This is a genomic window from Herbiconiux sp. SALV-R1 (assembly GCF_013113715.1).
Classification (GTDB): domain Bacteria; phylum Actinomycetota; class Actinomycetes; order Actinomycetales; family Microbacteriaceae; genus Herbiconiux.
The window spans coordinates 740546-765902 of record NZ_CP053344.1; the positions used below are offsets into that span (position 1 = coordinate 740546).

At 71.9% G+C, this 25357-nt stretch carries 17 protein-coding genes and 1 riboswitch; of the genes, 11 read left to right on the forward strand and 6 right to left on the reverse strand.

Annotated elements, in window-relative coordinates; all coding sequences use genetic code 11:
- Positions 1-2: 2 nt before the first annotated feature.
- From HL652_RS03650 to HL652_RS03660, 3 genes are all read right to left on the reverse strand, one after another.
- Positions 3-1208, reverse strand: coding sequence for an MFS transporter (locus HL652_RS03650; protein ID WP_171704036.1), 1206 nt, complete (start codon positions 1206-1208; stop codon positions 3-5).
- Positions 1209-1248: 40 nt separating this feature from the next.
- Positions 1249-5292, reverse strand: coding sequence for an ATP-dependent RNA helicase HrpA (hrpA, locus tag HL652_RS03655; RefSeq protein WP_171704037.1), 4044 nt, complete (start codon positions 5290-5292; stop codon positions 1249-1251).
- 79 nt (positions 5293-5371) lie between these two features.
- A complete protein-coding gene (locus HL652_RS03660; protein WP_171704038.1) occupies positions 5372-5941 on the reverse strand; it encodes a hypothetical protein in 570 nt (189 codons plus the stop codon).
- 139 nt (positions 5942-6080) lie between these two features.
- Between HL652_RS03660 and HL652_RS03665 the strand changes: the two genes are divergently transcribed.
- The 4 genes from HL652_RS03665 (at position 6081) to HL652_RS03680 (ending at position 11078) form a co-directional block, all read left to right on the forward strand.
- Positions 6081-6917, forward strand: a complete 837-nt coding sequence (locus HL652_RS03665) for a DUF1684 domain-containing protein (protein WP_171704039.1) — start codon at positions 6081-6083, stop codon at positions 6915-6917.
- Entirely contained in the window at positions 6914-8944 is a 2031-nt protein-coding gene (locus HL652_RS03670) for a thioredoxin domain-containing protein (RefSeq protein ID WP_171704040.1), read from the forward strand. Before HL652_RS03665 ends, HL652_RS03670 begins: the two co-directional genes overlap by 4 nt.
- Positions 8945-9180: 236 nt before the next feature.
- On the forward strand, positions 9181-10254 hold the full coding sequence (locus HL652_RS03675; RefSeq protein ID WP_216604071.1) for an ATP-binding cassette domain-containing protein: 1074 nt from the start codon (positions 9181-9183) through the stop codon (positions 10252-10254).
- A complete protein-coding gene (locus HL652_RS03680; protein WP_171704042.1) occupies positions 10251-11078 on the forward strand; it encodes an ABC transporter permease in 828 nt (275 codons plus the stop codon). Before HL652_RS03675 ends, HL652_RS03680 begins: the two co-directional genes overlap by 4 nt.
- A gap of 135 nt (positions 11079-11213) precedes the next feature.
- On the opposite strand, the gene HL652_RS03685 is transcribed toward HL652_RS03680, so the two are convergent.
- The gene (locus HL652_RS03685) at positions 11214-14756 is read right to left on the reverse strand and encodes a BTAD domain-containing putative transcriptional regulator (protein ID WP_171704043.1); all 3543 of its coding nucleotides are present in this window, start codon (positions 14754-14756) and stop codon (positions 11214-11216) included.
- A gap of 81 nt (positions 14757-14837) precedes the next feature.
- A riboswitch (guanidine-III (ykkC-III) riboswitch) is annotated at positions 14838-14900 on the forward strand.
- A gap of 17 nt (positions 14901-14917) precedes the next feature.
- On the opposite strand from HL652_RS03685, the gene HL652_RS03690 reads away from it, so the two are divergent.
- Positions 14918-15232, forward strand: a complete 315-nt coding sequence (locus HL652_RS03690; protein ID WP_171704044.1) for a DMT family transporter — start codon at positions 14918-14920, stop codon at positions 15230-15232.
- 328 nt (positions 15233-15560) lie between these two features.
- Here HL652_RS03690 and HL652_RS03695 read toward each other — a convergent pair whose 3' ends face one another.
- Together HL652_RS03695 and HL652_RS03700 are read right to left on the reverse strand one after the other, a co-directional pair.
- Positions 15561-16622, reverse strand: coding sequence for a YeiH family protein (locus HL652_RS03695; RefSeq protein WP_171707165.1), 1062 nt, complete (start codon positions 16620-16622; stop codon positions 15561-15563).
- A complete protein-coding gene (locus HL652_RS03700) occupies positions 16619-18244 on the reverse strand; it encodes a dolichyl-phosphate-mannose--protein mannosyltransferase (RefSeq protein WP_253743624.1) in 1626 nt (541 codons plus the stop codon). Before HL652_RS03700 ends, HL652_RS03695 begins: the two co-directional genes overlap by 4 nt.
- A gap of 85 nt (positions 18245-18329) precedes the next feature.
- Here HL652_RS03700 and rsmI point away from each other — a divergent pair, with 85 nt between their 5' ends.
- The 6 genes from rsmI to HL652_RS03730 all read left to right on the forward strand — a co-directional run bounded on the left by rsmI (position 18330) and on the right by HL652_RS03730 (position 25250).
- Complete coding sequence (rsmI, locus tag HL652_RS03705) at positions 18330-19151, forward strand: 16S rRNA (cytidine(1402)-2'-O)-methyltransferase (RefSeq protein WP_171704045.1); 822 nt, start codon at positions 18330-18332, stop codon at positions 19149-19151.
- Positions 19152-19252: 101 nt separating this feature from the next.
- Positions 19253-20200 (forward strand): NADP-dependent oxidoreductase, encoded by a 948-nt coding sequence (locus HL652_RS03710; protein WP_171704046.1) that lies wholly within the window; start codon positions 19253-19255, stop codon positions 20198-20200.
- Positions 20201-20251: 51 nt separating this feature from the next.
- A complete protein-coding gene (gene metG, locus HL652_RS03715; protein ID WP_171704047.1) occupies positions 20252-21823 on the forward strand; it encodes a methionine--tRNA ligase in 1572 nt (523 codons plus the stop codon).
- A 32-nt stretch (positions 21824-21855) separates the two neighbouring features.
- On the forward strand, positions 21856-22770 hold the full coding sequence (locus HL652_RS03720; protein ID WP_171707167.1) for a TatD family hydrolase: 915 nt from the start codon (positions 21856-21858) through the stop codon (positions 22768-22770).
- Positions 22767-23648 carry a 16S rRNA (adenine(1518)-N(6)/adenine(1519)-N(6))-dimethyltransferase RsmA gene (gene rsmA, locus HL652_RS03725; protein WP_171704048.1) on the forward strand — a complete coding sequence of 294 codons (882 nt, stop codon included), beginning with the start codon at positions 22767-22769 and terminating at the stop codon, positions 23646-23648. The genes HL652_RS03720 and rsmA overlap by 4 nt, the downstream gene beginning before the upstream one ends.
- 162 nt (positions 23649-23810) lie before the next feature.
- Positions 23811-25250, forward strand: a complete 1440-nt coding sequence (locus HL652_RS03730) for an NAD(P)/FAD-dependent oxidoreductase (protein WP_171704049.1) — start codon at positions 23811-23813, stop codon at positions 25248-25250.
- Positions 25251-25357 lie beyond the last annotated feature (107 nt).

Sequence of the window (25357 nt, forward strand, 5' to 3'; positions counted from 1 at the left end):
CGCTAGTTGACCATGCCCACGGGCTCGGTGTCGGGGATGGGGCTCGCGTCGCGCCCGCGTAGATCGGGGTGGAAGCGCTTGCCCGCGAACGGCACGATGAACCCGAGCAGCGCCAGCCCCGCCGCCACGAGGAACGCGCCCACCGATCCGATGCCGTCGATGAGGAAGCCGGCGAGCGACGACCCGAGGGCCGCACCGATGAGCTGGCCGGTGCCGACCCATCCGTAGGCCTCCGCCGTGTCGCTGAAGCGCACGCTGGCCGACACGATGGCGAACATCACCGCGAGGGCGGGAGCGATGCCGATCCCCGCGATGAAGAGCATGACGGCGAGCCACCACACGTTGAGCCAGGCGGCGGCGATCGCGGTGCCGAGGAACACGATCGCCATGCGGCGCGCCAGCGCCCAGGGCCCGATCGGCTTGTGGCCGAGGGCGAGACCGCCGACGAGCGAGCCGATCGCGAAGACCGCGAGCACGAAGCCCGCTTCCGCACCGCCCTCGCCGAACGTCGACACGACTCCGGCCTCGATGGCGGCGCACGCGGCGACGAGGAGGAAGCCCACGATGGTCGCGAGCAGCACCGGCGGCTTCTTCAGCACCACGCCGAGTTTGCGCTTGGAACGAGGGATGCGCACCCGCCCGAGCTCAGGGCTCGTCACGAACCAGACGCCACCGCCGAGGAGGAAGGCCACCGCGAGCAGGATGCCCCACTGGGTGCCGATCTGCAGGGAGACGAAGGTGGTGACGACGGGGCCGAGGATCCAGATGATCTCCTGCGCCGAGGCGTCGAGCGAGAACAGCGGGGTGAGCTGCTGCGAGTTCACCATCTTCGGGTAGATCGTGCGCACCGCGGGCTGGATGGGCGGCATCGTGAGCCCCGCGACGAACGCCACCACCATGTCGGCGGCGATGCCGATGGGGAACAGGGCGATCGTCGTGATGGCGAGGGCGCAGACGACCATCGTGCTGATGATGACCGGGCGCATCCCCCACACACCCATCAACCGGCTCGTCAGCGGCCCCGCGATGGCCTGGCCGATGCTGAGCGCGGCGAGCACGAGACCCGCCACCCCGTACGACTCGTAGGTGTGCTCGATGTGCAGCAGGAACGCCAGCGACAGCATGCCGAACGGGAACCGCGCGGTGAGCTGAGCAGCGATGATGCGCGCGACTCCGCGCGTCTTCAGAAGGGTGGCGTAGCTGCTCATAACCGAACGAGTCTAGTACGCCCTCCGGCCGCGAACCGCCTCAGGCGAGGAGCTTCGTGATGCGCTGCAGGGAGGCGGGTTCGGCGGTGCCGAGGGGCTGGGCGAACAGGCCGATGCGGAGTTCCTCGAGCAGCCAGCGGGCCCGCACCAGGTTCTCGGGGGAGTGCGGTGCGAGGGGGATGCTGCCGCCCGCATCCGTGTACCGGGCCGTCGCGGTCTGCACCTCGTTCATCCAGGCGCGGTCGCGCGCCGGGTTGTCGGAGAGCTTCTCGAGGCGGTAGACGATTCCCGCGAGGTAGCGCGGCAGGTGGCCGAGGCGGGCCAGCCCGGTGCGGGCGACGAACCCGGGGAAGACGAGCGCGGCGAGCTGCTCCCGCGCATCGGTGACCGCGGGCAGCAGGGCCATGCTCGTCACCGACTTGATGGCGCGCTCCACGTCGCGAACACCGCTCAGGATGCGCACCACGGTCGTGATGGTCTGGTCGAGCAGGGGGAGAACGGCCTTCGAGAGGCGGTCGCGCACGGCCTCGAACTCGGCGGCGCTCCAGACCAGGCCGTCGGGGTGGAGTGCCCGCAGCGCCTCCTCGGCGCAGGCCAGCATCGCATCGTCGAAGAGCGCGTTCACGTTCTGGTAGGGGCTCGTGGCGAGAAGGAGCTTCTCGTTCTGCGTGAGATGGTCGCGCACGTAGGAGGCGGGGCTCGGTACCGCGAGCTGCAGCAGGCGCAGCACACCGGCCGGGGTGGTGCGCTGCTGCTCGTCGGCGGTGGCGAGGAGGCGGAGGGAGACGGAGGTCTTTTGGTCGACGAGGGCCGGGTAGGCGCGGATGACGCCACCGTGCTGGGCGGTGTCGACGTGGCGGGGGAGGTCGCCGACGTCCCAGGTGGTGAGGCCCGTGCGTTCGGCGAAGCGGGGTGAAGGGGTGCCTGCGGTGCCGCTGCTCGGGCCACCCGGGCCACTCGGGCCGCCCGCTGCACCTGCGCGGGCGCCGCCACCTGCGCCGGCGGGTCCGGCCGGGGCGCCGCGGCGCGCCCCGGCGGAGGCGACGCGCGAGGCCGGATCGAGACCCGCGCCCGACCCGCCGCCCACCGCACCCGACGCGCGCGCGATGCTCGCGCGGGCCGCGTCGGCGAGCTTCGACTGCAGCGCGGCGAGATCCTTGCCCGCACCCACCGTGCGCCCGCGCTCGTCGACCACCCGGAACGTCACCCGCAGGTGCTCGGGCAGACGATCGCGCTCGAAGTCGGCAGCCGTGACCTGCACATGGGCGAGGCGCGTCATCGTCTTCGCCAGCGCATCGAGGAAGGCGGGGGCGTCGGCGCCTGACGTGCCCTGCGCATCCGGGATCTCGTCGAGCAACCGCCCGGCCCAGTCGGTGGCGGGCACGAAGTTCACGCGCAGCCGCTTCGGCAGCACCCTGATGAGCGCCACCACGAGCTCGCGGCGGAACCCGGGCACCTGCGACTCGAAGGCGCGCTCCTCGAGGCGCGGCAGGAGGGCGAGCGGCACGGTCGCGGTGACGCCGTCGTCGTCGGCGCCCGGCTCGAAGCGGTAGCTGAGCGCGAGGCGCTGGTCGCCCTGCTGCCACATCGCGGGGAACTCGGTCTCGTCGACCTCGGGGGCGCCCTCGGGCAGCAGGGTCTCGAGGGTCATGGTGAGGAGGTCGGGGTCGTCGTGCCGCGCCTTCTTCCACCACCCTTCGAAGGTGCGCTGCGAGAGCACGTCGCGCGGGATGCGCGCCTGGTAGAACTCGAACACCGCCTCGTCGTCGAGCAGGATGTCGCGGCGCCGCGAGCGCTCCTCGAGCTGCTCGAGCTCGCGCCGGAACGCCCGGTTGGCGCGGTCGAAGGCCTGCTGCGACTCCCACTCGCCCTCGACCAGGGCGTGGCGGATGAAGAGTTCGCGGGCGTACTCCGGGTCGACCCGGGCGAACTGGATGCGCCGGCGCGCCACGATGGGAACCCCGAACAGCGTCACGCGTTCGTAGGCGACGGCGGCGCCCTGCTTCTTCTCCCAGTGCGGCTCGGAGTAGCTGCGCTTCACCAGGTCGCCCGCCAGCGACTCGGCCCAGGCCGGGTCGATCGCCGCGTTCATGCGGGCGAAGAGGCGGCTGGTCTCGACGAGCTCGGCGCTCATGACGGCGCTCGGCTGCTTCTTGGCGAGGGTGGAACCGGGGAAGATCATGAAGCGCGTCTGGCGGGCGCCGAGGTAGTCGCGCTTGGCCTGGTCGCGCAGGCCGATCTGCGAGAGCAGCCCGGAGAGCAGGGAGCGGTGGATGCCGTCGGGGTTGACGCTCGGCTCGCCGAGGGTGAGGCCGAGGGGCTTCGCGAGCTGCCGGAGCTGCCGGTAGACGTCTTGCCACTCGCGGATGCGCAGGTAGTTGAGGAACTCGGCCTTGCAGAGGCGGCGGAACGCGCTGGAGCTCAGCTCGCGCTGCTTCTCGTCGAGGTAGTTCCAGAGGTTGAGCAGGGTGAGGAAGTCGCTCGTGGGGTCGGCGAAGCGGGCGTGCAGCTCGTCGGCGCGGCCGCGCTTCTCGAGCGGGCGCTCGCGCGGGTCTTGGATGGTGAGGCCCGCCACGATAGCGAGCACCTCACGGCTGGTGTTCGTGCGCTTCGACTCCACGACCATGCGCGCGAAGCGCGGCTCGATGGGGAGACGGGCGAGGTCGCGGCCGATGCGGGTGAGTTGGGGAGCGTTCGAGACCGTCGCGCGGTTCGAGGCCGTCGCGCCGAGCTCCGCCAAGAGATCGAGCCCATCCTTGATGCCCCGTGAATCAGGCGGTTGGAGGAAGGGGAACGAGGCGATGTCGCCGAGGTCGAGCGAGATCATCTGCAGGATGACCGCGGCGAGGTTCGTGCGGAGGATCTCGGGGTCGGTGAACTCCGGCCGCCGCTCGAAGTCCTCCTGCGAGTAGAGACGGATGGCGATGCCGTCGCTGGTGCGGCCCGAACGGCCCGAACGCTGGTTCGCGCTCGCCTGCGAGATCGCCTCGATCGGCAGGCGCTGCACCTTCGATCGCACCGAGTAGCGGCTGATGCGCGCGGTGCCGGCGTCGATCACGTACTTGATGCCCGGCACCGTGAGGCTCGTCTCGGCGACGTTGGTCGAGAGGATCACCCGGCGACGGATGCCCGGCGTCGAGCTGCGCTGAAACACCTTGTGCTGGTCGGCGGCACTCAGCCGCCCGTAGAGAGGGAGCACCTCGGTGTCGGCGATGCGGCCGCTCGAGGCGAGACGACCTCGGAGGGCCTCCTCCGCATCCCGAATCTCGGTCTCCCCCGAGAGGAACACGAGCACATCGCCCGGGGCCTCGCGGGCGAGCTCGTCGAGGGCGTCGCCGATCGCCTCGAGCAGGTCTTTCGGTTCGGGAGCGGAGGCGCCGGGGGCGACGGGCGCGCGGGCGGGACGGGCCGACCGGTCGCGGCGTTCATCCGTCTCGTCGGGATCGTCCGGGTCGTCGGTCGGCGCCTCGGGCGCGAGCGGGCGGTACCTGATCTCGACCGGGAAGGTGCGCCCCGAGACCTCGACGATGGGTGCTGACGTGCCCTGCGCATCCGCGAAGTGACGGGCGAAGCTCTCGGGGTCGATCGTCGCGCTCGTGATGATGACCTTGAGGTCGGGGCGACGGGGGAGCAGCTGCTTGAGGTAGCCGAGGAGGAAGTCGATGTTGAGGCTGCGCTCGTGCGCCTCGTCGATGATGATGGTGTCGTAGCGCGACAGCATCCGGTCGTGGTTCATCTCGTTGAGCAGGATGCCGTCGGTCATCAGCTTGATGCGCGTCGCCTTCGACGCGCGGTCGGTGAAGCGCACCTGGTAGCCGACGAGGCCGCCCACCTCTTGGCCGAGCTCCTCGGCGATGCGCTCGGCGATGGTGCGCGCGGCGAGACGGCGCGGCTGGGTGTGCCCGATCGACTCGCGGCCGAGCTCGAGGCAGATCTTCGGCAGCTGCGTCGTCTTGCCCGATCCGGTCTCGCCGGCGACGATCACGACCTGATGGTCGCGGATGGCGCGTGCGATCTCGTCCTTCTTCTGGCTGACCGGCAGCTCGGGAGGAAAGACGATGCGGAGGGGGGAGTCGGCAGACATGAGCCTTCCATCCTACGACGGTCGGCTCGCCTGCGACCCACCCCCTCCGCGGCGTCGTGCGCTGGGGTGCCCGGCCGGGCTAGGCGCCGAAGCCGAGCTCGTCGTCGGCGACCTGGTAACCGGGCTCGGCCGCGTCGATCGAGATGACGATGCGGTCGCCCGAGGCGATCGTGCCTCCGAAGGTGAGCGACGGGAGGGTGGTGGTGGTGTTCGTGCTGGTGAGGCTCGGGCCCTGGAAGACGAGCAGGGTGGGGCTGTCGGTCGCGACCACCCAGCCCGCGGGCAGGGAGCCGTAGCTGACCGTCACGCCACTCGGGATGACGATCGTGTAGGTGAGCACGCCCGTCTCGGAGCCTTGGGGGAGGTTGAGCGCCGAGAGGGTGCCGTCGTAGGTGCCCTCGAGGGCGCGCGGGTCGCCGTCACCGGTGAAGGTGACCTGGTTGTCACGCGCGATGGAGAGCGAGATGGTGGCGCTCGCCGAGGCGAGGGGGGTCGCGACGGCGAGGGCGATGACGGGGGCCGCCCAGGCGGCGGCGGTGGTGAACTGGCGGCGGCTGACGCCGGTCGAGGCGGCGGCGGTGCCGGCCGCGTCGGCGTCGGCGGAGGCGCCGGTCGAGGAGTTTCCGGGCATGGCTGAAGAGCGGGTCATGGGGTCTCCGATTTCGGGTCGGTAGGAGCATCCGGGTCGATGCTCCTCGGTAATTTACCCCCGGACGGGGGTCGAGCACAGGGGCGGGATGTCCACGAAACGACATGTTCGGCAGGTTCTCCGGGCGTACGGTGGAACGGTGAGCGACGTCGAGTTCGAAGAGTCCTGGAACAGCTGGCATGAAGCGAGGCTGCGCACCGTCACGGCCCCGCACGGCATCGCCGCGCTCGTGGCCACCCACTGGCTGTCGGCCGAGCCGCAGCAGCTCGAGGGGCTCGAGGGGTCGTGGCGGCTCGACGACGGGGCCATCGTCGGCGACGACTTCACCATCGACGAGGGCGGCGAGACGCTCGTCGGTGGCCTGCTGCTGCGGCACTTCCGGCGCGACGACGACGTCGCACTGCGGGTGCTCGACCCCGAGGCGGCGAGCCGCGCATCCGTCGTCGGCATCGACGCGTACCCGGCCGACGAGGCATGGGCGCTGAGGGGGCGCTTCCACCCGGCCGAGGCCGACGCCACGGTCGAGATGAACCTCGTCGACGGCTACGTCGAGAGCTCGAAGCTGGCCGGCACCATCGCGCTCGAGGTCGGCGGGCGTGAGGTCGAGCTGGTGGCCACCGGCGACGCGAGCGGGATGCTCGTGGTCTTCGGCGACACCACGAACGGAGACGAGACCTATCGGTTCCGCTTCCTGCGCCTGCGGGCCGACGCGGGCGGCGGCGAGATCGAGGTCGACTTCAACCGGGCCTTCCTGCCGCCGTGCGCGTTCGCCGACTTCTACGTCTGCCCGTTCCCGCCGCCGCAGAACCGGCTCGACGTGCCGGTGCGGGCGGGGGAGAAGGCCGTGGTGCGGCGTTCCGCCGGCGAGGGCGGCGCGGGCGCGGGCGGCGCTGTCGCGGGGAGCGCCGACGGGGGCGGCGCGGCCGCGGGAAGCGCCGTCGGGGGCGGCGCGGCCGCGGGGAGCGCCGTCGCGTGACCAACCGCCTCGCCTCCGCCATCAGTCCGTACCTGAGGTCGCACGCCGACAACCCGGTCGACTGGTGGGCGTGGGGTGAGGAGGCGTTCGCCGAGGCGCGGCGGCGCGACGTTCCGGTGCTGGTGTCGATCGGGTACTCCACCTGCCACTGGTGCCACGTCATGGCTCGCGAGAGCTTCAGCGACCCGGCGCTCGCCGCGGTGCTGAACGAGCGGTTCGTGGCCGTCAAGGTCGACCGGGAGGAGCATCCGGAGGTCGACTCGGCGTACCTCGCCGCGGCGGGAGCGTTCACGCAGAACCTCGGCTGGCCGCTCAACGTGTTCACGACGGGCGACGCGAAGGTGTTCTACGGGGGCACGTACTCGCCGCCGGTGCCGGTCGACGGGCATCCGTCGTTCCGGCAGGTGCTCGACGCGGTGTGGGAGGCGTGGACGGCGCGGCGCGGTGAGGTGGAGACGCTCGCGGGGGAGGTCGCGGCGGCGGTGGGGGCCGCGGGGGCTGCGGGGGCTTCGGGTTCTGGTGCTGCGGGTTCTGCGGGGGTGGGTGCGCTGCCCGGTGCCGACGTGCTCGCGGAGGCGGTGGGCGAGCTGCTCCAGTACGAGGACACCAGGCACGGCGGGTTCGGCGGGGCGCCGAAGTTCCCGGTGGCGCCGGTGCTGCGCTTCCTGCTCGCCTCGCCGGCACTGGGAGCGCGTGAGCTGGCGCACCGCACGCTGCGCGCGATGGCTTCATCGCCGCTGCGAGATGCCGTGGAGGGCGGCTTCTTCCGGTACTCCACCCGGCGCGACTGGAGCGACCCGCACTACGAGCGGATGCTCTACGACAACGCCCTGCTGCTCGACGTGTACACGATCGCGTGGACTCAGGATGCTTCTGCCGAGGGTCGCTGGGCTCGCGACACGGCTGCGGGGATCGCGTCGTTCCTGGTGTCGGTGCTGCAGCTGCCCGGGGGCGGCTTCGCCTCGGCGCAGGACTCCGAGAGCACCGTCGACGGGCGGCGCGTGGAGGGCGGGTACTACCTGCTCGACGCCGCGGCGCGCGCCGCGCAGACCCCGCCGGCCCTCGACGACAAGGTGCTCACCGGCTGGAACGGACTCGCCATCTCGGCCCTCGCCCGTGCCGGCCTCGCGCTCGACGATCCCTCGCTCACCACCGCCGCGCAGCACGCCGCCGACTTCCTGCTCGCCTCGCACCTGCGCGGCGACCTGCTCGTGCGCGCCTCGGTCGACGGCGTGGCCTCGGACGCCCGCGCCACCCTGGAGGACTACGGCATGCTCGCCGAGGGCCTCCTCCGCCTCGCCGCCGCCACCGGCTCCGTCCGCTACGCCGAGGCCGGCCGGATGCTCGTCGACGCCGTGCTCGGGGGTGCGGGCGGCGCGGTCGCGGGCGCGAACGATCAGGCCGGCGCCGGCGCGGATGGAGCGGTCGGCGCGAGCGCGAGTGACCCGGCGGGCGCGGATGGCGCGGACGTGCTCGGGGGAGCGCGCGGCGGGTTCCGCGTGCCCGGCGGGGGTGACCCCGTGCTGGGGGCGCGGGGGCTCGCGGTCGAGCTCGATCCGTCGGAGGGGGCCTACCCGTCGGGGCCGAGTGCGGTGTGCTCTGCGGCCCTGGTGCTGCACTCGCTCACCGGGCGGCGCGAGTATCGCGAGGCGGTCGTCGCGGCCGTGGCGCGGGTCGCTCCGCTCGCGGTCACCCGGCCCATCTCGTTCGGCACCACGCTCGAGCTGCTCACGCGGCTCGCCGCCCCCTTCGAAGAACTCGTGCTCATCGAGCCCGACACGCCTCCCGCTGCCCTGTCTGAAGAGGCTGTCATGGCGGCGGAGGGCCTCCGCGCCGCTGTGCGCATGGCGACGAGCGACCTCGTCGCCGTCGCCACCGAGTCCGCCGCGGCGATGCTCACCTCCGCCGGATTCGAGCTCTTCGCCGGCCGCACCGCCCCCGCCGGCGTGCCGACCGCCTACCTCTGCCACGACTCGGTGTGCCGCCTCCCCACCACCACCGCCTCGGGCCTCACCGTTTCCCGCTGAGCCGCCCCGCGCATCCGGAGCCCGGGTCGACCCCGCGTCTGCGCCCACCAGCTTTCTTGCGGACAAAGTCCGTCAAGACTGCAGTTCTGACGGACTTTGTCCGCAAGAACGCGCACGCGCGCGGGCCGCGCGCATGTCAGCGGCACGTCAGTGCCGGGTAAGCGGCCGGGAGGAGAGTCGTGGCAGAGCGAGACGCTCACCACGAACCCCTCCCGAAAGGAGACCGCATGTCGACCATGAACCCGAACGCCCGCATCCACGGCGACTGGGCAGTCGAAGCCCACGGACTCGTCAAGGTCTTCGGCGACAACCGCGCCGTCGACGGTGTCGACCTCAGCGTGCGCACCGGCACCGTCTACGGTGTGCTCGGCCCGAACGGTGCCGGCAAGACCACCACCATCCGCATGCTCGCCACCCTGCTGAAGCCCGACGGGGGCGAGGCCACCGTCTTCGGCCACGACATCCGCCGCGAGGCGCAGATCGTGCGGCAGCTCATCGGCGTCACCGGCCAGTACGCGAGCGTCGACGAGACCCTCAGCGCCACCGAGAACCTCGTGCTGTTCTCCCGCCTCAACGGGCTCAGCCGAAAAGATGCGCACAAGAAGTCCACAGAGCTCCTCGAGGAGTTCGGACTCACAGAAGCGGCAAAACGCCCCCTCAAGAAGTTCTCCGGTGGTATGCGCCGCCGCCTCGACCTCGCCGCCAGCCTCATCTCGCAGCCGCCGCTCATCTTCCTTGACGAGCCCACCACCGGCCTCGACCCGCGCACCCGCGCGCAGATGTGGGACACCATCCGCCGGCTCGTCTCCACCGGATCGACCGTGCTCCTCACCACCCAGTACCTCGACGAGGCCGACCAGCTCGCCGACCGCATCGCCGTCATCGACCGCGGTGTGGTCGTGGCCGAGGGCACGGCCGATGAGCTGAAGGGCTCGGTCGGTCAGGCCTCGCTGCTGCTGCGGCTTGCCGATGCGGCGAACCTCGAACGGGCGCGCTTCGCCATCCTCGACGTGCTCGGCGTCGAGTCGGTGCTGAGCCCCGAGGCCGGGCGCGTGACCGCCCCCATGACCGACCCCGACTCGGTCACCGACCTGCTCATCCGGCTGCGGGCCGACGGCATCGCCGTCGCCGAGCTGTCTGTGCAGCAGCCCACCCTCGACGAGGTGTTCCTTGCCCTCACCGGGCACGCCGCCGGAGACGGAACGGATGCTGCCGACGCGAGCCGCGCATCCGGAACCGGCGCCCCCGGCGGCGCACCCGCCACCCCCGGCGCATCCGCCCCCGAACTCGAACTGGAGACCAGCCGATGACCACCACCCTCGCCCCCACCACGATCGCCCCCGGGGTGACCCGCACCCTCAAGAACCACGTCAGCATCGCGCAGACCGTGCAGAACTCGTTCAGCATGGCGGCTCGCGGGCTCATCAAGATCAGGCGAACGCCCGAGCAGCTCATCGACGTGACGCTGCAGCCGATCATCTTCACGCTGATGTTCACGTACATCTTCGGCGGCGCGATCGCGGGCAGCATCGCCGACTACCTGCCGCAGCTGATTCCGGGAATCCTCGTGCAGACGGTGATCACGACCTCGGTCGTCACCGGCATCCAACTGCGGGAAGACATGGACAAGGGAGTGTTCGACCGCTTCAAGTCGCTGCCCATCGCCCGCATCGCGCCCCTCGCCGGTGCGCTGCTCGCCGACACCGTGCGCTACGCGATCGCCACCACGCTCACCTTCACGATGGGCGTCATCATGGGCTACCGTCCGGGCGGCGGCTTCGGGTTCGTGGTGCTGGCGGGGCTGCTCGTCATCGCCTGCTCGTGGGCGATCAGCTGGATCTTCGCGTTCTTCGGCGTCATCGCCCGCAGCGCGTCGAGCGTGCAGGGCATCTCGTTCCTCGTGCTGTTCCCGCTGACGTTCCTCTCGAACGCGTTCGTGCCGGTCGACACGCTGCCGACGTTCCTTCAGTGGTTCGTGAACATCAACCCGGTGTCGCACCTCGTGACCGCGGTGCGCGACCTCGCGAACTCGGGGATGTGGACGAGCGACGCGTGGATCTCGCTGCTCGGCGCCGCGATCATCGTCGCGATCTTCGCGCCGCTTACGGTGCGGGCGTACATGAAGAAGGCGTGAGGCGGCGCGGCGCGCGTGGCGCCCGGTGCGTGGCGCGCGTCGTCGTCGCTGGGCGGTGCGTTGTGCGCGTGGCGCGCGCCGGTTGTCGGACCCCGCGCGGGGTGGCTTCGAGCCATCCTGGCGCGGGGTTCGGCGTCAGTGCCAGCCCCACGACCAGGGGGCGGGGGTGCCGAGGAGCGCGGTGATGCGGGCGGGTCGGTCGACTGCGGGGAGGGCGGCGGCGGATGCGCGGGCAGCGCTGAGCGGGTCGGCAGCGGAGGCGGTGCTCGCCGCGGCAGACGTGGCGGGGGTCGCCGCGTCGTGCTGGTACCCGTCGAGGAGGGGGCCGAGGTGGAGGGCGGGGGAGTCCTGGCGGGCGCCCATCGACTCGGCGAGGGTGAGGAGTTCGAGGGTGACGTCGGGGTGGAAGGGCTGCACCCAGACGGCGAGTCCTATGACGGATGCGCCCAGCACGGGGTGGTCGACCCGGCCACCCATCCGGAGTGTCGCGAGCGTGCGCGAGCGCAGCCGCCGAGCGAGCAGGAGGCGCTCGGCGGCGAGCGACTCCGGGGTGAGGTGCGCGCCCGCGAGGTGCAGGGCGTCGAGGGTCTGCGCGACGAGGGCTGCCGAGAGCACGATGAGGTACCACGGCGACGCGCGCATGCGCGGGGCGGAGGCGAAGGTGCCGACGGCGCGGGCGTAGTGCTCGCGGGCGTCGGCGAAGCGGCCCTCGGCCCGGGCGAGCTCGGCGAGGCCGGAGTGGCCGATCGCTGCGATGTCGACGCCGTCGCTCTCGCCCGGGCTCACCACGAGCCGCTCGAACACCTCGCGTGCCGCATCGAACTCGCCGGTGGCGATCTGGTTGCTGGCGATCACCCACTCGATCTGCCGGAGGTCGTCGGCGGCGCCGAGCCGTGCGAGACCGGTGCGGGCTTGCTCGGCCCAGCGGAGCGCATCCGTCGGCTCGTTGCTCTGGCTGTGCAGGGCGCCGAGCATCTGCGCGGCCATCGCGCCGCCCCAGGTGTCGTCGAGCGACTCGGCAAGGCGGGCCGCGGCGCGGGCGGAGGCGACGGCGTCGGCCCGGCGACCCTCGTTCTCGGCCCAGACGCTGCCCATGATCGCGCCGAGCAGAGTGGTGGGCCGGTGCGACGACTTCATCGCCACCTCGACGCGCCCACGCAGAAGGTTCTCGTCGCCCGAGGCCAGCAGCACGCCCGCCATCGTCGCCAGGCGTTCGTCGACCGGCGGATGCTCGCTCACCAGCCGCCGCAGCTGCGACAGCGGTCGCACCGCGAAGCGCAGATCGGTGAGCACGTTGGTCGCGACGACGATCACGAGTCCGAGCGTGAGCAGTTCGCGTCGCGCATCGTTGGGCGCATACCCGCGTAGCACCTCGTAGACCGGTCGGCTGAACGCCAGCACCTCGCTGTGGGCACTGCGCAGCGACCAGTAGTAGCCGAGCAGCGCGAACACCGACGCCACTACCTCGGCGCGCCCGCTGTCGATGGCGCGGCGGAGCAGGTCGATGAGGTTGTCCTCCTCGACGGCGATGACCGCGAAGGTCTCGACCTGGCGCGCCCCGTCGGTGTCGGGCAGCAGTCGCAGCGCGAGTGCGTCGGCCCAGCCGAACAGCGCGTCGCGCACCGCGTCGCGCCGACCCTCGAGGTCGAGCTGCTGCTGCCCGAACTCGCGCACCGTCTCGAGCATGCGGTACCGCATGCCCACCCGTCCTTCCACCATCACCACGAGCGACTGGGCCACGAGCGCGTCGAGCAGCTCGAGCGCCTCGAGTTCGTCGACGCCGAGCACCGCGGCGGCCCCCTCGAGGCCGAACCCGTCGGCGAACTCCGACAGGCAGGCGAGGGCGCGCTGCTCGTCGCGGCCGAGCAGGTTCCAGCTCCATTCGATCACCGCGAACAGGGTGCGGTGCCGCTCGGGGGCCGAGCGGTCGCCGCCCGTGAGCAGCACGAAGCGGTTCGAGAGCCTGCGCTCGATCTCGTCGATCGACAGCGAACGGATGCGCGCCGCCGCCAGCTCAATCGCCAACGGAAGACCGTCGAGCCGCGAACACAGCCGCGCCACGGTGTCGAGCGGAAGGAGCGCGTCGGGGCGGGCGGCCGTGGCCCGGTCGACGAACAGCCGCACGGCGGGGTCGTCGAGTTGGGTGGGGTCGGCCTGGAGGGGCGTGCTGTGGACGGGTGCCGCGGGCGCGGGGCCGGGGCCGGACGCGGCCGTGGTCGACGGTGCGCTCGCGCTCGGCGCGATCGTGCTCGATGCGGCCGCGCCGCTCGCCCGCCCGGTCGGCGCGAGCGCATTCGTCGCGGCCACCCCGTTCGCGCGCCCGAGGGGCGGCAGCGCGTAGACCCGCTCGCTCGAGATCGCGAGCGGCGTGCGGCTGGTGGTGAGCACGGTGAGCTCGGGCAGCTCGCCGGTGAGCTCGGCGCACCAGGCCGCGGCAGCCTCGATGAGGTGCTCGCAGTTGTCGACGACGAGCAGGGTGCGACGCTCGCCGAGCCGGTTCAGGATGCGCGTGCGCAGGTCGGCCCGCACCACCTGGTCTCCGATGCGCCGACTGGTCGCCACCTCCCTGATGCCGAGGGCCGCGGCGAGCGCGAATACCACGTCGTCGCCCGACCGAACACCGGCGAGTTCGACGACGACGATCGACTCGAACGCACCGGCCGACGCCGCCCGGGCCGCGAGCTCGTGCGCGATGCGCGTCTTGCCCAGCCCGCCGGGCCCGAGCACGGTCGTGATCCGCGAGCGTCGAAGGAGCTGCTCGAGCGCGGCAAGGTCGCCGTCGCGCCCGATGAGGGCGTTCGGCGCCGCGCGCACGCCGCGCACGATCGCGGTGGGGGTCGATGCGCGCGCTACCGGCGGCGGGGCGACGACCACCGCGGAGCGCGGCGCCCCGGGCGTCACGTCATCGCGCGCAAGCAGTTCGAGGTGGAGCGCCTGCAGTTCGGGCGAGGGGCTCGTGCCGAAGGTCTCCTGCACCGCTGACCGGTACTGCGCGAAGACCTCCAGCGCCTCGGTGGGACGGCCCAGCGCATCGAGCGCCTGCATGAGCAGGAGTCGCGCGCTGTCGTCGAAGGGGGCGACGGCGGTGAGGCGACGGGCGAGCTCCTCGGCTTCGAGGGCTCGGCCGAGTCGCAGGGCCGCTGTCGCCTGGGCCGCCGTGAGGCCGTGGGAGGCCGCCGCCGCACGCTCCCGGAGAGCCTCCGCCGTTGCACCCGCGCCGAGGTCGGCCCCCGGCTCCGCACGCCACAGAGCCAGGGCGCTGCGGGCGAGCGAGTGCGCGCTCTCGTCGTCGCCGTCGTCGAGGGCCGCGCGGGCACGGTCGAGGGCATCCTCTGCGGCTCCGAGGTCGAGCTCGTCGGGCTCGATGTCGAGTCGATAGCCCGAGGGCAGCGAGACGACGATCTCGTCACCCACGGTCGCCCGCAACCGCGACACGAGGGTCTGCAGCGCTGCCTTTGCGCCTGCGGGCGGGTCGTCGCCCCACACCTCGTCGATCAGCTGCGCCGTCGTGAGCGAGCGGGGCGCGGCGAGCGCGAGCGCCACGACGAGGGTTCGCGCGCGCAGCCCGGCCGGCTCCACCCGCTCTCCCGTCCCGGACAGCACAGCGACAGGCCCGAGCACGGCCACGCGGCTGGGCTCCCCGCCCGCCACGGGGGTCGGGTGCCTGGCGTCGCTCACGCACAAAGCCTAGGCGGAACCGCGTGTGTGCATCCGCCCGTGCACAGCCGCCGGTGAGCAGGCTGGCGTGCGACACTTGTCGCAAGGCCGCGGTGCGGCCTCCGGACGAGGGCGCAGTACCCGGCACGCGACAAGACTGACCACGCAGGGAGTGGACTGTCATGTCATGGATCGTGCTCATCGCATCCGGCGTTCTCGAAGCCGTGTGGGCGACCGCGCTCGGCAAGTCGCAGGGCTTCACGAAGCTCTGGCCGACGGTGATCTTCGGGGTGGGCCTCATCGCGTCGATGGGTGGGCTCGCCTACGCGCTCCGCACCATCCCAGTCGGCACCGGGTACGCGGTGTGGGTCGGCATCGGCGCCTCACTCACCGTCATCTATGGCATGACCTTCGGCGGCGAGGGCTTCTCGCTCGTGCGCGCCCTCCTCGTGCTCGGCATCGTCGCCTGCGTGATCGGCCTGAAGCTCACCCACTGATCCACCGGATGCGCGCTGAGCCGCCGGATGCGCGCATCAGTCGTCATGCTGCGTGGCAGTCGGGCGGAGGAACGGCACTGACCCGCCGGATGCGCGCACCGGCAGTCATGCACCGTGGCAGTCGGGCGGAGGAACGGCGCTGAGCCGCCGGATGCGCGAAGCGGCAGTCATGCACCGTGGCGGGCGGTCGAAGTAACGGCACTGACCCGCCGGATGCGCGCACGTGAGGTCATGCACGGTGGCAGCCGGTCGGAGGAACGGCACTGAGCCGCTGCAGCCGCGCACCGGCCACGTACGCCGGCCCGCCCGCCCGTTCCCCGCCGCGCGCCTACGCGAGCAGATACACCGCGCCCAGCGAGAGCACCGCGATCAGCGCCCACGACGCCAGCCCCACGATGAGCGCCCTCCAGCCCGTGCGGGCCAGCGCCCGGAAGCGGATGTTCGACCCGAGCGCGAACAGCGCCATCGAGAACAGGATGGTCTGCGCGACGTCGGCGATCTCGAGCACGGCGCCAGACGCGCCGGAGTCGAGGAGGGGCACTACGAAGGTGCGGGCGAGCATCGCGACGATGAAGCCCACGATGAACAGCGGCACGATCGGCGGCCGCTTCGTCGTGGGCCGCTCGACGGAGTCGGGGTGCCCCGCGCCGAGTGCCGCGAGACGCGCGTCTCGCCGCCGCTCCACGAGCCCGACCACCGCGACCATCGGCGCGAGCGTCAGCACCCGGGTGAGCTTCACCACGACGGCGGCGGCGAGCGCAGCGGGCCCGGCGATCTGCGCCGTGGCGACGACCTGGCCGACGTCGTGCACGCTGAGCCCGACCCACAGCCCGAAGTCTTCGGCCGAGAGGCCGAGCGGGATGCGCAGCACCGGCAGCACGAAGATCGCCAGCGTGCCGCAGAGGGTGACGAGCGCGATGGGCGTCGCCGTGTCTTCGTCTTTGCTGCGGGTGACCGCGCTCATGGCTCCGACCGCCGAGGCGCCGCAGATGGAGAAACCCGCCGCGACGAGGATGGGCTGCGTGCCCGGAAGCCGGAGCAGCCTTCCGAGCCACAGCGTCGCGACGAAGGTGAGGGTGACGACGAGCACGATGACGACGATCGTCTCCCAGCCGAGACCGGCGATGTCGACGAGGCTGAGCTTCAACCCGAGCAGCACGATGCCGATGCGCAGCAGTCGCCTCGCCGCCACACCGATGCCCGGCTTCAGCACTCCGTCGAGGATGCGCTGCACGGCCGGGATCTGCCCGGCCACCATGCCGAGACCCACCGCCGCCGTGAGCTGCGGCACCACGGGGAACACAAGGTGCAATGCGAACGCGAGAGCCGCCGCCGCGCCGGCCACGGCCAGCCCCGGAAGGGCCGACCGGGCGGCGAGCCCGCGGCTCATCGCCACGTGGGCAGCCAGTAGTGCAGGCTGAGGAACCAGGACGGCACGGGCATCGCCGTCCACACCGGCAGGAACCATGCCGACACGAGCACGCAGAGGGCGAGAAACCCGCCGACCACGAGCAGAGCCCTCGTGCGCTGGGGTCTCGGATCGCCCCGCGAGCCGAGCGCGAGCCCGATGACGAAGGTGAGCCCGAGGATCATGTAGGGCTCGAACGCGATCGTGTAGAACTGGAATACCGTGCGGTTGAGGTACATCAGCCACGGCAGGTAGCCGGCGACCATCCCCATGAGGATGAGCCCCACCTGCCATTCGCGCTTCACGACGAGGCGGTACACGAGGTAGAACAGCGCGGCGGTGGCGCACCACCAGATGACGGGGTTCGCGATCGAGGTGATGTTCTCGTAGCAGGTCTGCCCGCCGCAGACGCTGTCGTCGACCTGGTTCACGTACATCTGCGTCGGCCGTACGAGGAACAGCCAGCTCAGCGGGTTCGCCTGGTAGGGGTGGGGCGAGTGCTCGTTGACGTGGTAGTTGTACACCGCCACCTCGAGATGCCAGAAGTTCTGCACCGCGAGCGGCACCCACGAGAGCGCCCCCGTCCACTCCCCGTTGTTGCTCTGCGCCCAGGTGCGGTACATGCCGCCCGAGGTGGCGAACCAGCCGGCCCAGGTGACGAGGTAGCTCACGGCGGCGAGCGGCACGAGCAGCAGGAACGTGACCGGGCCCTGCTTCAGCACGGCCGAGCTGAACCAGAACGGGATGCCGAGCCGGCGCCGGGCCAGCGCGTCGACGACGATGAGGTACACGCCGAAGGCGGCCAGGAAGTAGAAGCCCGACCATTTCACCGAGGAGGCGAGCCCGAAGGCCACCGCCGCGGCCAGCACCCACGGCCGATTCCACAGCACCGGACCCCACTCCGGCACCGACCCGGAGCTCTGCTCACGAGCCGCCACGGCGGCTGCCAATCGGGTCGCATGCCACTGCCGGTCGAGCAGCACCGCTCCAAAGCCGAGCAGCAGGAACAGCGCCGAGATGCCGTCGAGGATGCCCACCCGGCTCATCACGATGGCATGCCCGTCGATGGCGAGCAGGAACCCGGCGATCGTGCCGAGCAGCGTCGACTTCAGCAGCATCGTGCCGATCACAGCTGTGAGGAGCACGAGCAGGATGCCGCACACCGCGACCGAGAACCGCCAGCCGAACGAGTTGTCGGGGCCGAACAGCGCCATGCCGGCGCCGATGATCCATTTGCCGAGCGGCGGATGCACCGCGAACGAAGCGTCGGTCTTGAACAGGTCGGCGCCGCCCGCGGCGAACTGCGCATCGACGTCGGCGGGCCAGCTGGCCTCGTAGCCGAGGTTCCAGGTGCTCCAGCCGTCTTTGACGTAGAACGTCTCGTCGAACACCAGCGAGTGCGGGTGCCCGAGGTTCACCAGCCGCAGCACGGCGGCGAGCAGCGTCACCGCGATGGGCCCGCCCCAGCGCCAGAGCCGCTCGCGGGCGGGCGTCGCCATGAGCCGCAGCCACCAGTCGTCGAGCCGCGACCCGGTGGGCCCGGCGTAGCCGGCCGGCCCGGACGGGGGCGACGGCTCTGCGTCGGTCGCCACCTCTGTGCTCACCCGGCCATGCTAACGGGCTGAGGGTGTGCACATCCGTCACCGGAGCATCCTGTGGATGGTCTCGGCCGAATGGGAGACTGTGGAGATGTTGGTTCTCGCGGCGACGCCCATCGGCAACCTCAAAGACGCCTCCCAGCGGCTCGTCGAACTGCTCGAGTCGGCGGAGGTCGTGGCCGCCGAAGACACCCGGGTCACCGCCAAGCTGCTGCGCGCTCTCGGCATCGAGAACCGGCCGCGCCTCATTCCGGTGCACGAGCACAACGAGCGGGAGAAGGCGGCGTCGCTCGTCGAGCTGGCGCGCGACGGCGACCTCGTGCTGGTGAGCGACGCCGGCATGCCCGCTGTCTCCGACCCCGGATACCAGCTCGTCGTCGCCGCGATCGACGCCGGTGTCGACGTCACCGTCGTGCCCGGGCCGTCGGCCGTCGTCACGGCGCTGGCGCTCTCGGGCCTGCCGACCGACCGCTTCACCTTCGAGGGCTTCCTGCCGCGGAGGCAGGGTGAGCGGCTCGCGACGTTCCGCGAGCTCGCCCGCGAGCGGCGCACGATGGTGTTCTTCGAGTCGCCCAACCGCATCGCCGACGCGCTCACCGACCTCGCCACCGCGCTCGGGGCCGACCGCCGCGTCGCGGTGGTGCGGGAGCTCACGAAACTGTATGAAGAGGTGCGGCGGGGCACCGCATCCGAGGTCGCCGCGTGGGCTGCGGGCGGGGTGAAGGGCGAGATCTGCCTGGTGGTGGCGGGAGCCGCGGCGCTCGAGATCGACCTCGCCACGGGCGTCGAGCAGGTGCTCGAGCTGGTCGCCGACGGCCAGCGGCTGAAGGATGCGGCGGCCGCCATCGCCGACGCGACCGGCCTCGGGCGCCGCGACCTCTACGAGGGGGCGCTCGCGGCCCGTCGGGCCTGAGGCACGGCGATCCGGCACCCACCTGGGAGCCCCGTCCACGAAGGCATAGTCCGCGCCCGACGGTGGTTGGGTGGAAGAGGTAACGGATGCGGGAGGTCGCGATGACGAAGGCAGTGCGGTTCGACGAGTACGGCGGCAGCGAGGTGCTGAAGGTCGTGGAGGTCGAACGGCCCGAGCCCGGGCCGGGCGAGGTGCGCGTGTCGGTGGTCGCGTCGTCGGTGAACCCGGGGGAGGCGAAGATCCGGTCGGGGGAATTGCACGAGCTGTTCCCCGCGACCTTCCCCTCTGGCGAGGGCAGCGACCTGGCCGGGCGGGTGGAGCGGCTCGGCGACGGGGTGACGGGGGTGAGCCTCGGCGACGAGGTGATCGGCTTCAGCGACACCCGGTCGGCGCACGCCACCGATGTGGTGGTGCCGGTGGAGAACATCGTGCCGAAGCCCGACTCCGTCACCTGGGAGGAGGCGGCGACGCTCTACGTCGCAGGCACGACCGCTGTCGCCGCCGTGCGCGCGGTGGGCGTCGAGCCGGGTGACGTCGTCGTGGTGGCGGGTGCGACCGGCGGGGTCGGCGTGTTCGCCGTGCAGCTCGCCAAGCACGCCGGGGCCACCGTGATCGGCACCGCGCGTGCCGACGACGCCGACGTGCTGCGGTCGTGGGGCATCGTGCCGGTGGAGTACGGCGACGGGGTGGCCGAGCGCATCCGTGACGCCGTCGCCGCGCTGCCCGCCGGCGGTGAGGCGGGAGGCGTCGACGCGTTCATCGACACGGTCGGTGCGGGGAACGTCGAGCTAGCGCTCGAGCTCGGGGTGGCGCCTGAGCGCATCGACACCATCGCCGACCCGGGCGCCGCGAAGACGCACGGCGTGAAGATCGATGGCAATGCGGCGGGCGGTCGTGCGCGCACGCTCGCCGAGCTGGCCGCGCTCATCGTCGAGGGCGCGCTCACGGTGCCCGTCGACACGATCTACCCGCTCGAGCGGGTGGCGGAGGCCTACGACCACCTCGCGGAGCGGCACGTGGTGGGCAAGGTCGTGCTGCGCATGGAGTGACAGCCGTCACACAAGCGGGGCCCGGCCGACCCGACCTTTAGGATGGTGTGCATGTCCGACGGCTCCTCCTTCTACGTCACCACGCCGATCTTCTACGTGAACGACGTGCCCCACATCGGGCACGCCTACACCGAGGTCGCCGCCGACGTGCTGGCGCGCTGGCACCGCCAGGCCGGCGACGACACCTGGTTCCTCACCGGCACCGACGAGCACGGGCAGAAGATCCTCCGCACCGCGACCGCGAACGGCGTCACCCCGAAGGAGTGGGCCGACAAGCTCGTGGCCGAGGCCTGGGAGCCGCTTCTTCAGACCATCGACATCTCGAACGACGACTTCATCCGCACCACCGAGCCGCGGCACGAGAAGAACGTGCAGCTGTTCCTGCAGCGCCTCCACGACGCGGGCCACATCTACACGGGTGAGTACGAGGGCTACTACTGCGTGGGTTGCGAGGAGTACAAGCAGCCTTCCGACTTGGTCGACGGCACCGGGCAGTACGAGGGAGTGCTGGTCTGCGCCATCCACTCGAAGCCGGTGGAGCTGCTCAAGGAGCGCAACTACTTCTTCCGCATGAGCGCCTTCCAGGAGCAGCTGCTCGAGCTCTACAAGACGCGCCCCGACTTCGTGCAGCCCGAGAGCGTGCGCAACGAGATCGTCTCCTTCGTCAGCCGCGGCCTCACCGACCTCTCCATCTCGCGCCAGACCTTCGACTGGGGCATCAAGGTGCCGTGGGACGACTCGCACGTCGTCTACGTCTGGTTCGACGCCCTCCTCAACTACGCCACGGCGGCGGGCTACGGCTACGACGAGGAGAAGTTCGCGCGCCTCTGGCCCGCCACCCACATCGTGGGCAAAGACATCGCCCGCTTCCACGCGGTCATCTGGCCGGCCATGCTGCTGGCCGCGGGGCTCGAGGTGCCGAAGCAGGTCTACGGGCACGGCTGGCTCCTGGTCGGCGGCGAGAAGATGTCGAAGTCGAAGCTCACGGGCATCGCCCCCGAGCAGATCACCGACACCTTCGGCTCCGACGCGTTCCGCTACTACTTCCTGCGCGCCATCAACTTCGGCCAAGACGGTTCCTTCTCCTGGGAAGACCTCGCCGCCCGCTACCAGGCCGAGCTCGCCAACGGCTTCGGCAACCTCGCGTCGCGCGTGGTGGCCATGGTCACCCGCTACTTCGACGGGGTCGTGCCCGCCGCGGTCGAGGGGGCGGTGACGGATGCGGAACGCAGCATCCGAGACACCGAACGCCGCGTTACGGCAGCCGCCGACGAGGCAATCGAGCGCCTCGCCGTGCACGAGGCGATCGCGCGCGTGTGGGAGCTCGTCGACGAGTTGAACGGGTACATCACGGCGCAGGAGCCGTGGGCACTCGCGAAAGATCCGGCGAACGCCGACCGGCTCGCCACGGTGCTGCACACGGCCGTGCGCGGTCTCGGCACCCTCGCCGTGCTGCTGTCGCCGGTCGTGCCGGAGGCTGCTTCGAAGCTGTGGACCGCTCTGTCGGGGTCGGGCACTGTGCAGGAGCAGCGCATCCGTGCCGCCTTCGACTGGACGGGAGGGCCTCGCGTTCAGCCCCTCGAAGCGCTCTTCCCGCGCATCGAGGTCGAGGCCACGGCGTGAGTTCCACGAGCGACGCCCAGAGCCCGAACCCCCTGGGCCCGCGCGCGGAGGGCAGCCCCGCCTTCCTCCGCCAGCGCGAGCCCTCCGACCGCACCGAGCAGGCCTACCCGCCGCTGCCCGAGGCGCTCGTGGTGCCGGTCTACGACAACCACACGCACCTCGAGATCGCCCATGGACTCGACCCCCTCGACTACCACGAGCAGCTCGACCGGGCCTCCGCGGTCGGGGTGCGCGGTGTGGTGCAGGTCGGCACCGACCTCGAGACCTCGCGCTGGTCGGCCGAGCAGGCCGCCAAAGAACCCCGGATGCTCGCCGCCGTCGCCCTGCACCCCAACGAGGCCCCGGTGTACGACGAGGCGGGCGGGCTCGACGACGCGCTCGCCGAGATCGCCGAACTCGCCTCGTGGCCGCGCGTGCGCGCCGTGGGGGAGACCGGGCTCGACTTCTTCCGCACCGGAGACGAGGGGCGTGCCGCGCAGTACCGCTCCTTCGAGGCGCACATCGAGATCGCGAAGGAGAACGGCATCGCGCTGCAGATCCATGACCGCGACGCGCACGCCGAGGTGATCGCGACGCTGCAGCGGGTGGGTGCGCCCGAGCGCACGGTGTTCCATTGCTTCTCGGGCGACGCCGAGCTCGCCGAGATCTGCGCCGAGAACGGCTGGTACATGTCGTTCGCGGGCAACGTCACGTTCAAGAACGCGGGCAACCTGCGCGAAGCCCTCGAGGTCGCGCCGCGCTCGCTGCTCCTGGTCGAGACGGATGCTCCCTACCTCACGCCGATGCCCTACCGCGGGCGGCCCAACGCGCCCTACCTCGTGCCGCACACGCTGCGGGCGATGGCGGCGCACCTCAGCACCGACGTGTCGATGCTCGCCGCGCAGATCTCCTCGAACTCCGAGCTGGTCTACGGCCGGTGGGAGGACGAGCCGGTGCAGGCGTCGTGAGTGACGCATCCGTGAGTCTGCTCGGCCCCGCCGAGATCCGCGATCTCGCGGCGCTGCTCGACCTCACGCCGACGAAGAAGCTGGGCCAGAACTTCGTCATCGATGCGAACACCGTGCGCAAGATCGTGCGGGTGGCGCAGGTCGAGGCTGGCGACACGGTGGTGGAGATCGGGCCGGGGCTCGGCTCGCTCACCTTCGGGCTGCTCGAGGCGGGGGCGTCCGTCGTGGCGGTCGAGATCGACGGGCGGCTCGCCGCGCAGCTGCCGCTGACGGCGGCGGAGCTCGCGCCCGATGCGCGGCTCACGGTCGTGCACGACGACGCGATGCGCATTGTCTCGCTGCCCCAGGAACCGAGCCGGCTGGTCGCGAACCTGCCCTACAACGTGTCGGTGCCGGTGCTGCTGCACTTTCTCGAGCACTTCCCGTCGATCCGGTCGGGGGTCGTGATGGTGCAGGCCGAGGTGGGGCATCGGCTGGCCGCCCAACCGGGGTCGAAGGTATACGGGTCGCCGAGCGTGAAAGCGGCCTGGTACGGGGAGTGGCGCACGGCGGGGCAGGTGAGCCGGCAGGTGTTCTGGCCGGTGCCGAACGTCGACTCGGTACTCGTCGGATTCGAACGGATGGGCGAGGGGCTCGACAGCGAGGAGCTGCGGGTGCGCACCTTCGAGATCGTCGACGCCGCGTTCGGGCAGCGGCGCAAGATGCTGCGGCAGGCGCTGTCGGGGTTGTTCGGCGACTCGGCGGCGGCCGTGCGGGTGCTGGAGGCGGCGGGGGTCGACCCGATGGCGCGGGGGGAGCAGCTCGATGTGCGGGCGTTTCTGGCGATCGCGCGGGCGTGGGGGGCTGGCGGCGGTGCTGGGGCTGGGGTTGCCGGGTAGTCGCGGTTCGAAACTGCAAGTCTGACGAAGACCGAGTCGTATAGGGGCTCGGTCTTCGCGATTCTTGCGGTTCTGAACCTCGACGCGTCACACGGCGTCATGGTCTTACCTTGTGTGTCGGGCGGGAGGGCGCTTCGGCGCCGCCGCCTTTAGCGTCGAGGCGTGGCCAGGTACATCGACACGATCGTGATCGGCGCGGGGGCGACCGGCTCCGCGGCGGCCTGGCACCTGGCGGGTCGAGGCGGCGAGGTCGTCGTGTTCGAGCGCGAGGGCGCGGAGGTGACCGCCTCGGGCGGCCTCGTCTCGCTCGCCCCGTTCACGGATGATGCGCTCACGCTCCGTCTCGCGACCGACGCGACCGGGTGGTGGAGCGAACTCGAGTCGCGGCTCGGGCGGCGTCTGCTCGACACCGGCTCCGCGGTCTGGGTGTCGGGGAGCGACTCGCCGCCGCGGGTGGCGGGGGTGGAGTCCGAGCTTCTCGACGAGGCGGCGGCGACGAGGGAGTGGCCCGGCATCCGGTTCCCGGGCTCGGTGCTCCACGTGCCGCGGGCGGTGCGTCTCGATGCGGGGGTCGCCGTGCGAGCGCTTCGCGATGCCGCCCGCGACGCGGGGGCTGAGCTGCGGTATCGCGAGCGGGTGACGCGCATCAGGGTGCTGGGCGACGACCGGGCCCTGGTGGAGGTCGCCGCGGTCGACGCGGCGGGCGAGCCCGTCGACCAGCAGACGACGGAGTTCGAGTGCCGCCGCCTCGTGGTGACCGTCGGCGCCCACACCACGAAGCTGGCCGGCGGCGTGCTCGTGCTGCCACGCCTCGTGGTCACGCAGCAGCAGCCCGGCCGCTTCCCGCTGCGCGGCGGGGCCGGGACGGGGGTAGCGCCATGGCAGGGCAGTGCGCAGGGGGCCGACGCGGGGCGAGTCGATGCGGCTACCGGCGATGACGTGAGTCGCGGCGGAGAGCTCCGCGCGTGGACGGGCGGGGACGCGGCGGGTGAAGGGCCATGGCGGGGGAGTGCGCAGGGCGCCGACGCGGGGCGAGTCGATGCGGCTACCGGCGGTGCGGTGAGTCGCGGCGGGGAGCTCCGCGCGACGACGGGCGGGGCCGCGGCGGGGAGCGGGGCGTGGCCGATCTGGCGGCACGATCCTGTCGTGGGTGATCCGCGGTCGGGGTACTGGCGCGGGTCGGTGTGGGGAGCGCCGGCGGGAGACGGAGTGGAGGTCGTGTGGTCGGCTCCCGGGGCGGCGGCCGCGCCCGACGCCGCCGGGTTCCGCTCGGAGCGGCGTCGCCGCACGGCGCTGCAGCACTACGTGCGCGAGTGGCTGCCGGGACTCGACCACGAGCAGTTCACCGAGCGCGGCGAGGTCGCGGTGTCGACGCGCGACGGGCGCGCGGTCATCGACCGCGTCGGGCCCGTCGTCGTGGCCACAGCACTCTCGCACCTGGGCAGCGGCTTCGCCCCGGCCGTGGGCGCACTGCTCGCCGACCTCGCTGACGGCGTCCGCGCACCCGCCGCGTTCTCCCTCCGCGCCGACCGCCGTGCCTCCACTGCGAGCGCGGCCCCCGCGTCGGCGTCGGCGTCGCCCGACGCCTCCCCCGGCCGATAGGCCCGCACGGCCGCCGCGCCGCGGCTCGGAGGTGGGGCCAGTGGCCAGCGGCCAGCGGCCAGCGGCCGGCAGCCAGTGGCCAGCGGTCAGCCGCCGGCAGCAAGCGG

Excerpts from the sequence above, each read along its gene's own strand:
- HL652_RS03660 (WP_171704038.1), bottom strand. The coding sequence starts at position 5,941 with ATGACCCGCTCTTCAGCCATGCCCGGAAACTCCTCGACCGGCGCCTCC.
- HL652_RS03650 (WP_171704036.1), bottom strand. The coding sequence starts at position 1,208 with ATGAGCAGCTACGCCACCCTTCTGAAGACGCGCGGAGTCGCGCGCATC.
- HL652_RS03710 (WP_171704046.1), top strand. The coding sequence starts at position 19,253 with ATGACGAAGGCAGTGCGGTTCGACGAGTACGGCGGCAGCGAGGTGCTG.
- hrpA (WP_171704037.1), bottom strand. The coding sequence starts at position 5,292 with ATGTCTGCCGACTCCCCCCTCCGCATCGTCTTTCCTCCCGAGCTGCCG.
- HL652_RS03675 (WP_216604071.1), top strand. The coding sequence starts at position 9,181 with ATGAACCCGAACGCCCGCATCCACGGCGACTGGGCAGTCGAAGCCCAC.
- HL652_RS03695 (WP_171707165.1), bottom strand. The coding sequence starts at position 16,622 with ATGAGCCGCGGGCTCGCCGCCCGGTCGGCCCTTCCGGGGCTGGCCGTG.
- metG (WP_171704047.1), top strand. The coding sequence starts at position 20,252 with ATGTCCGACGGCTCCTCCTTCTACGTCACCACGCCGATCTTCTACGTG.
- HL652_RS03680 (WP_171704042.1), top strand. The coding sequence starts at position 10,251 with ATGACCACCACCCTCGCCCCCACCACGATCGCCCCCGGGGTGACCCGC.
- HL652_RS03690 (WP_171704044.1), top strand. The coding sequence starts at position 14,918 with ATGTCATGGATCGTGCTCATCGCATCCGGCGTTCTCGAAGCCGTGTGG.
- rsmI (WP_171704045.1), top strand. The coding sequence starts at position 18,330 with ATGTTGGTTCTCGCGGCGACGCCCATCGGCAACCTCAAAGACGCCTCC.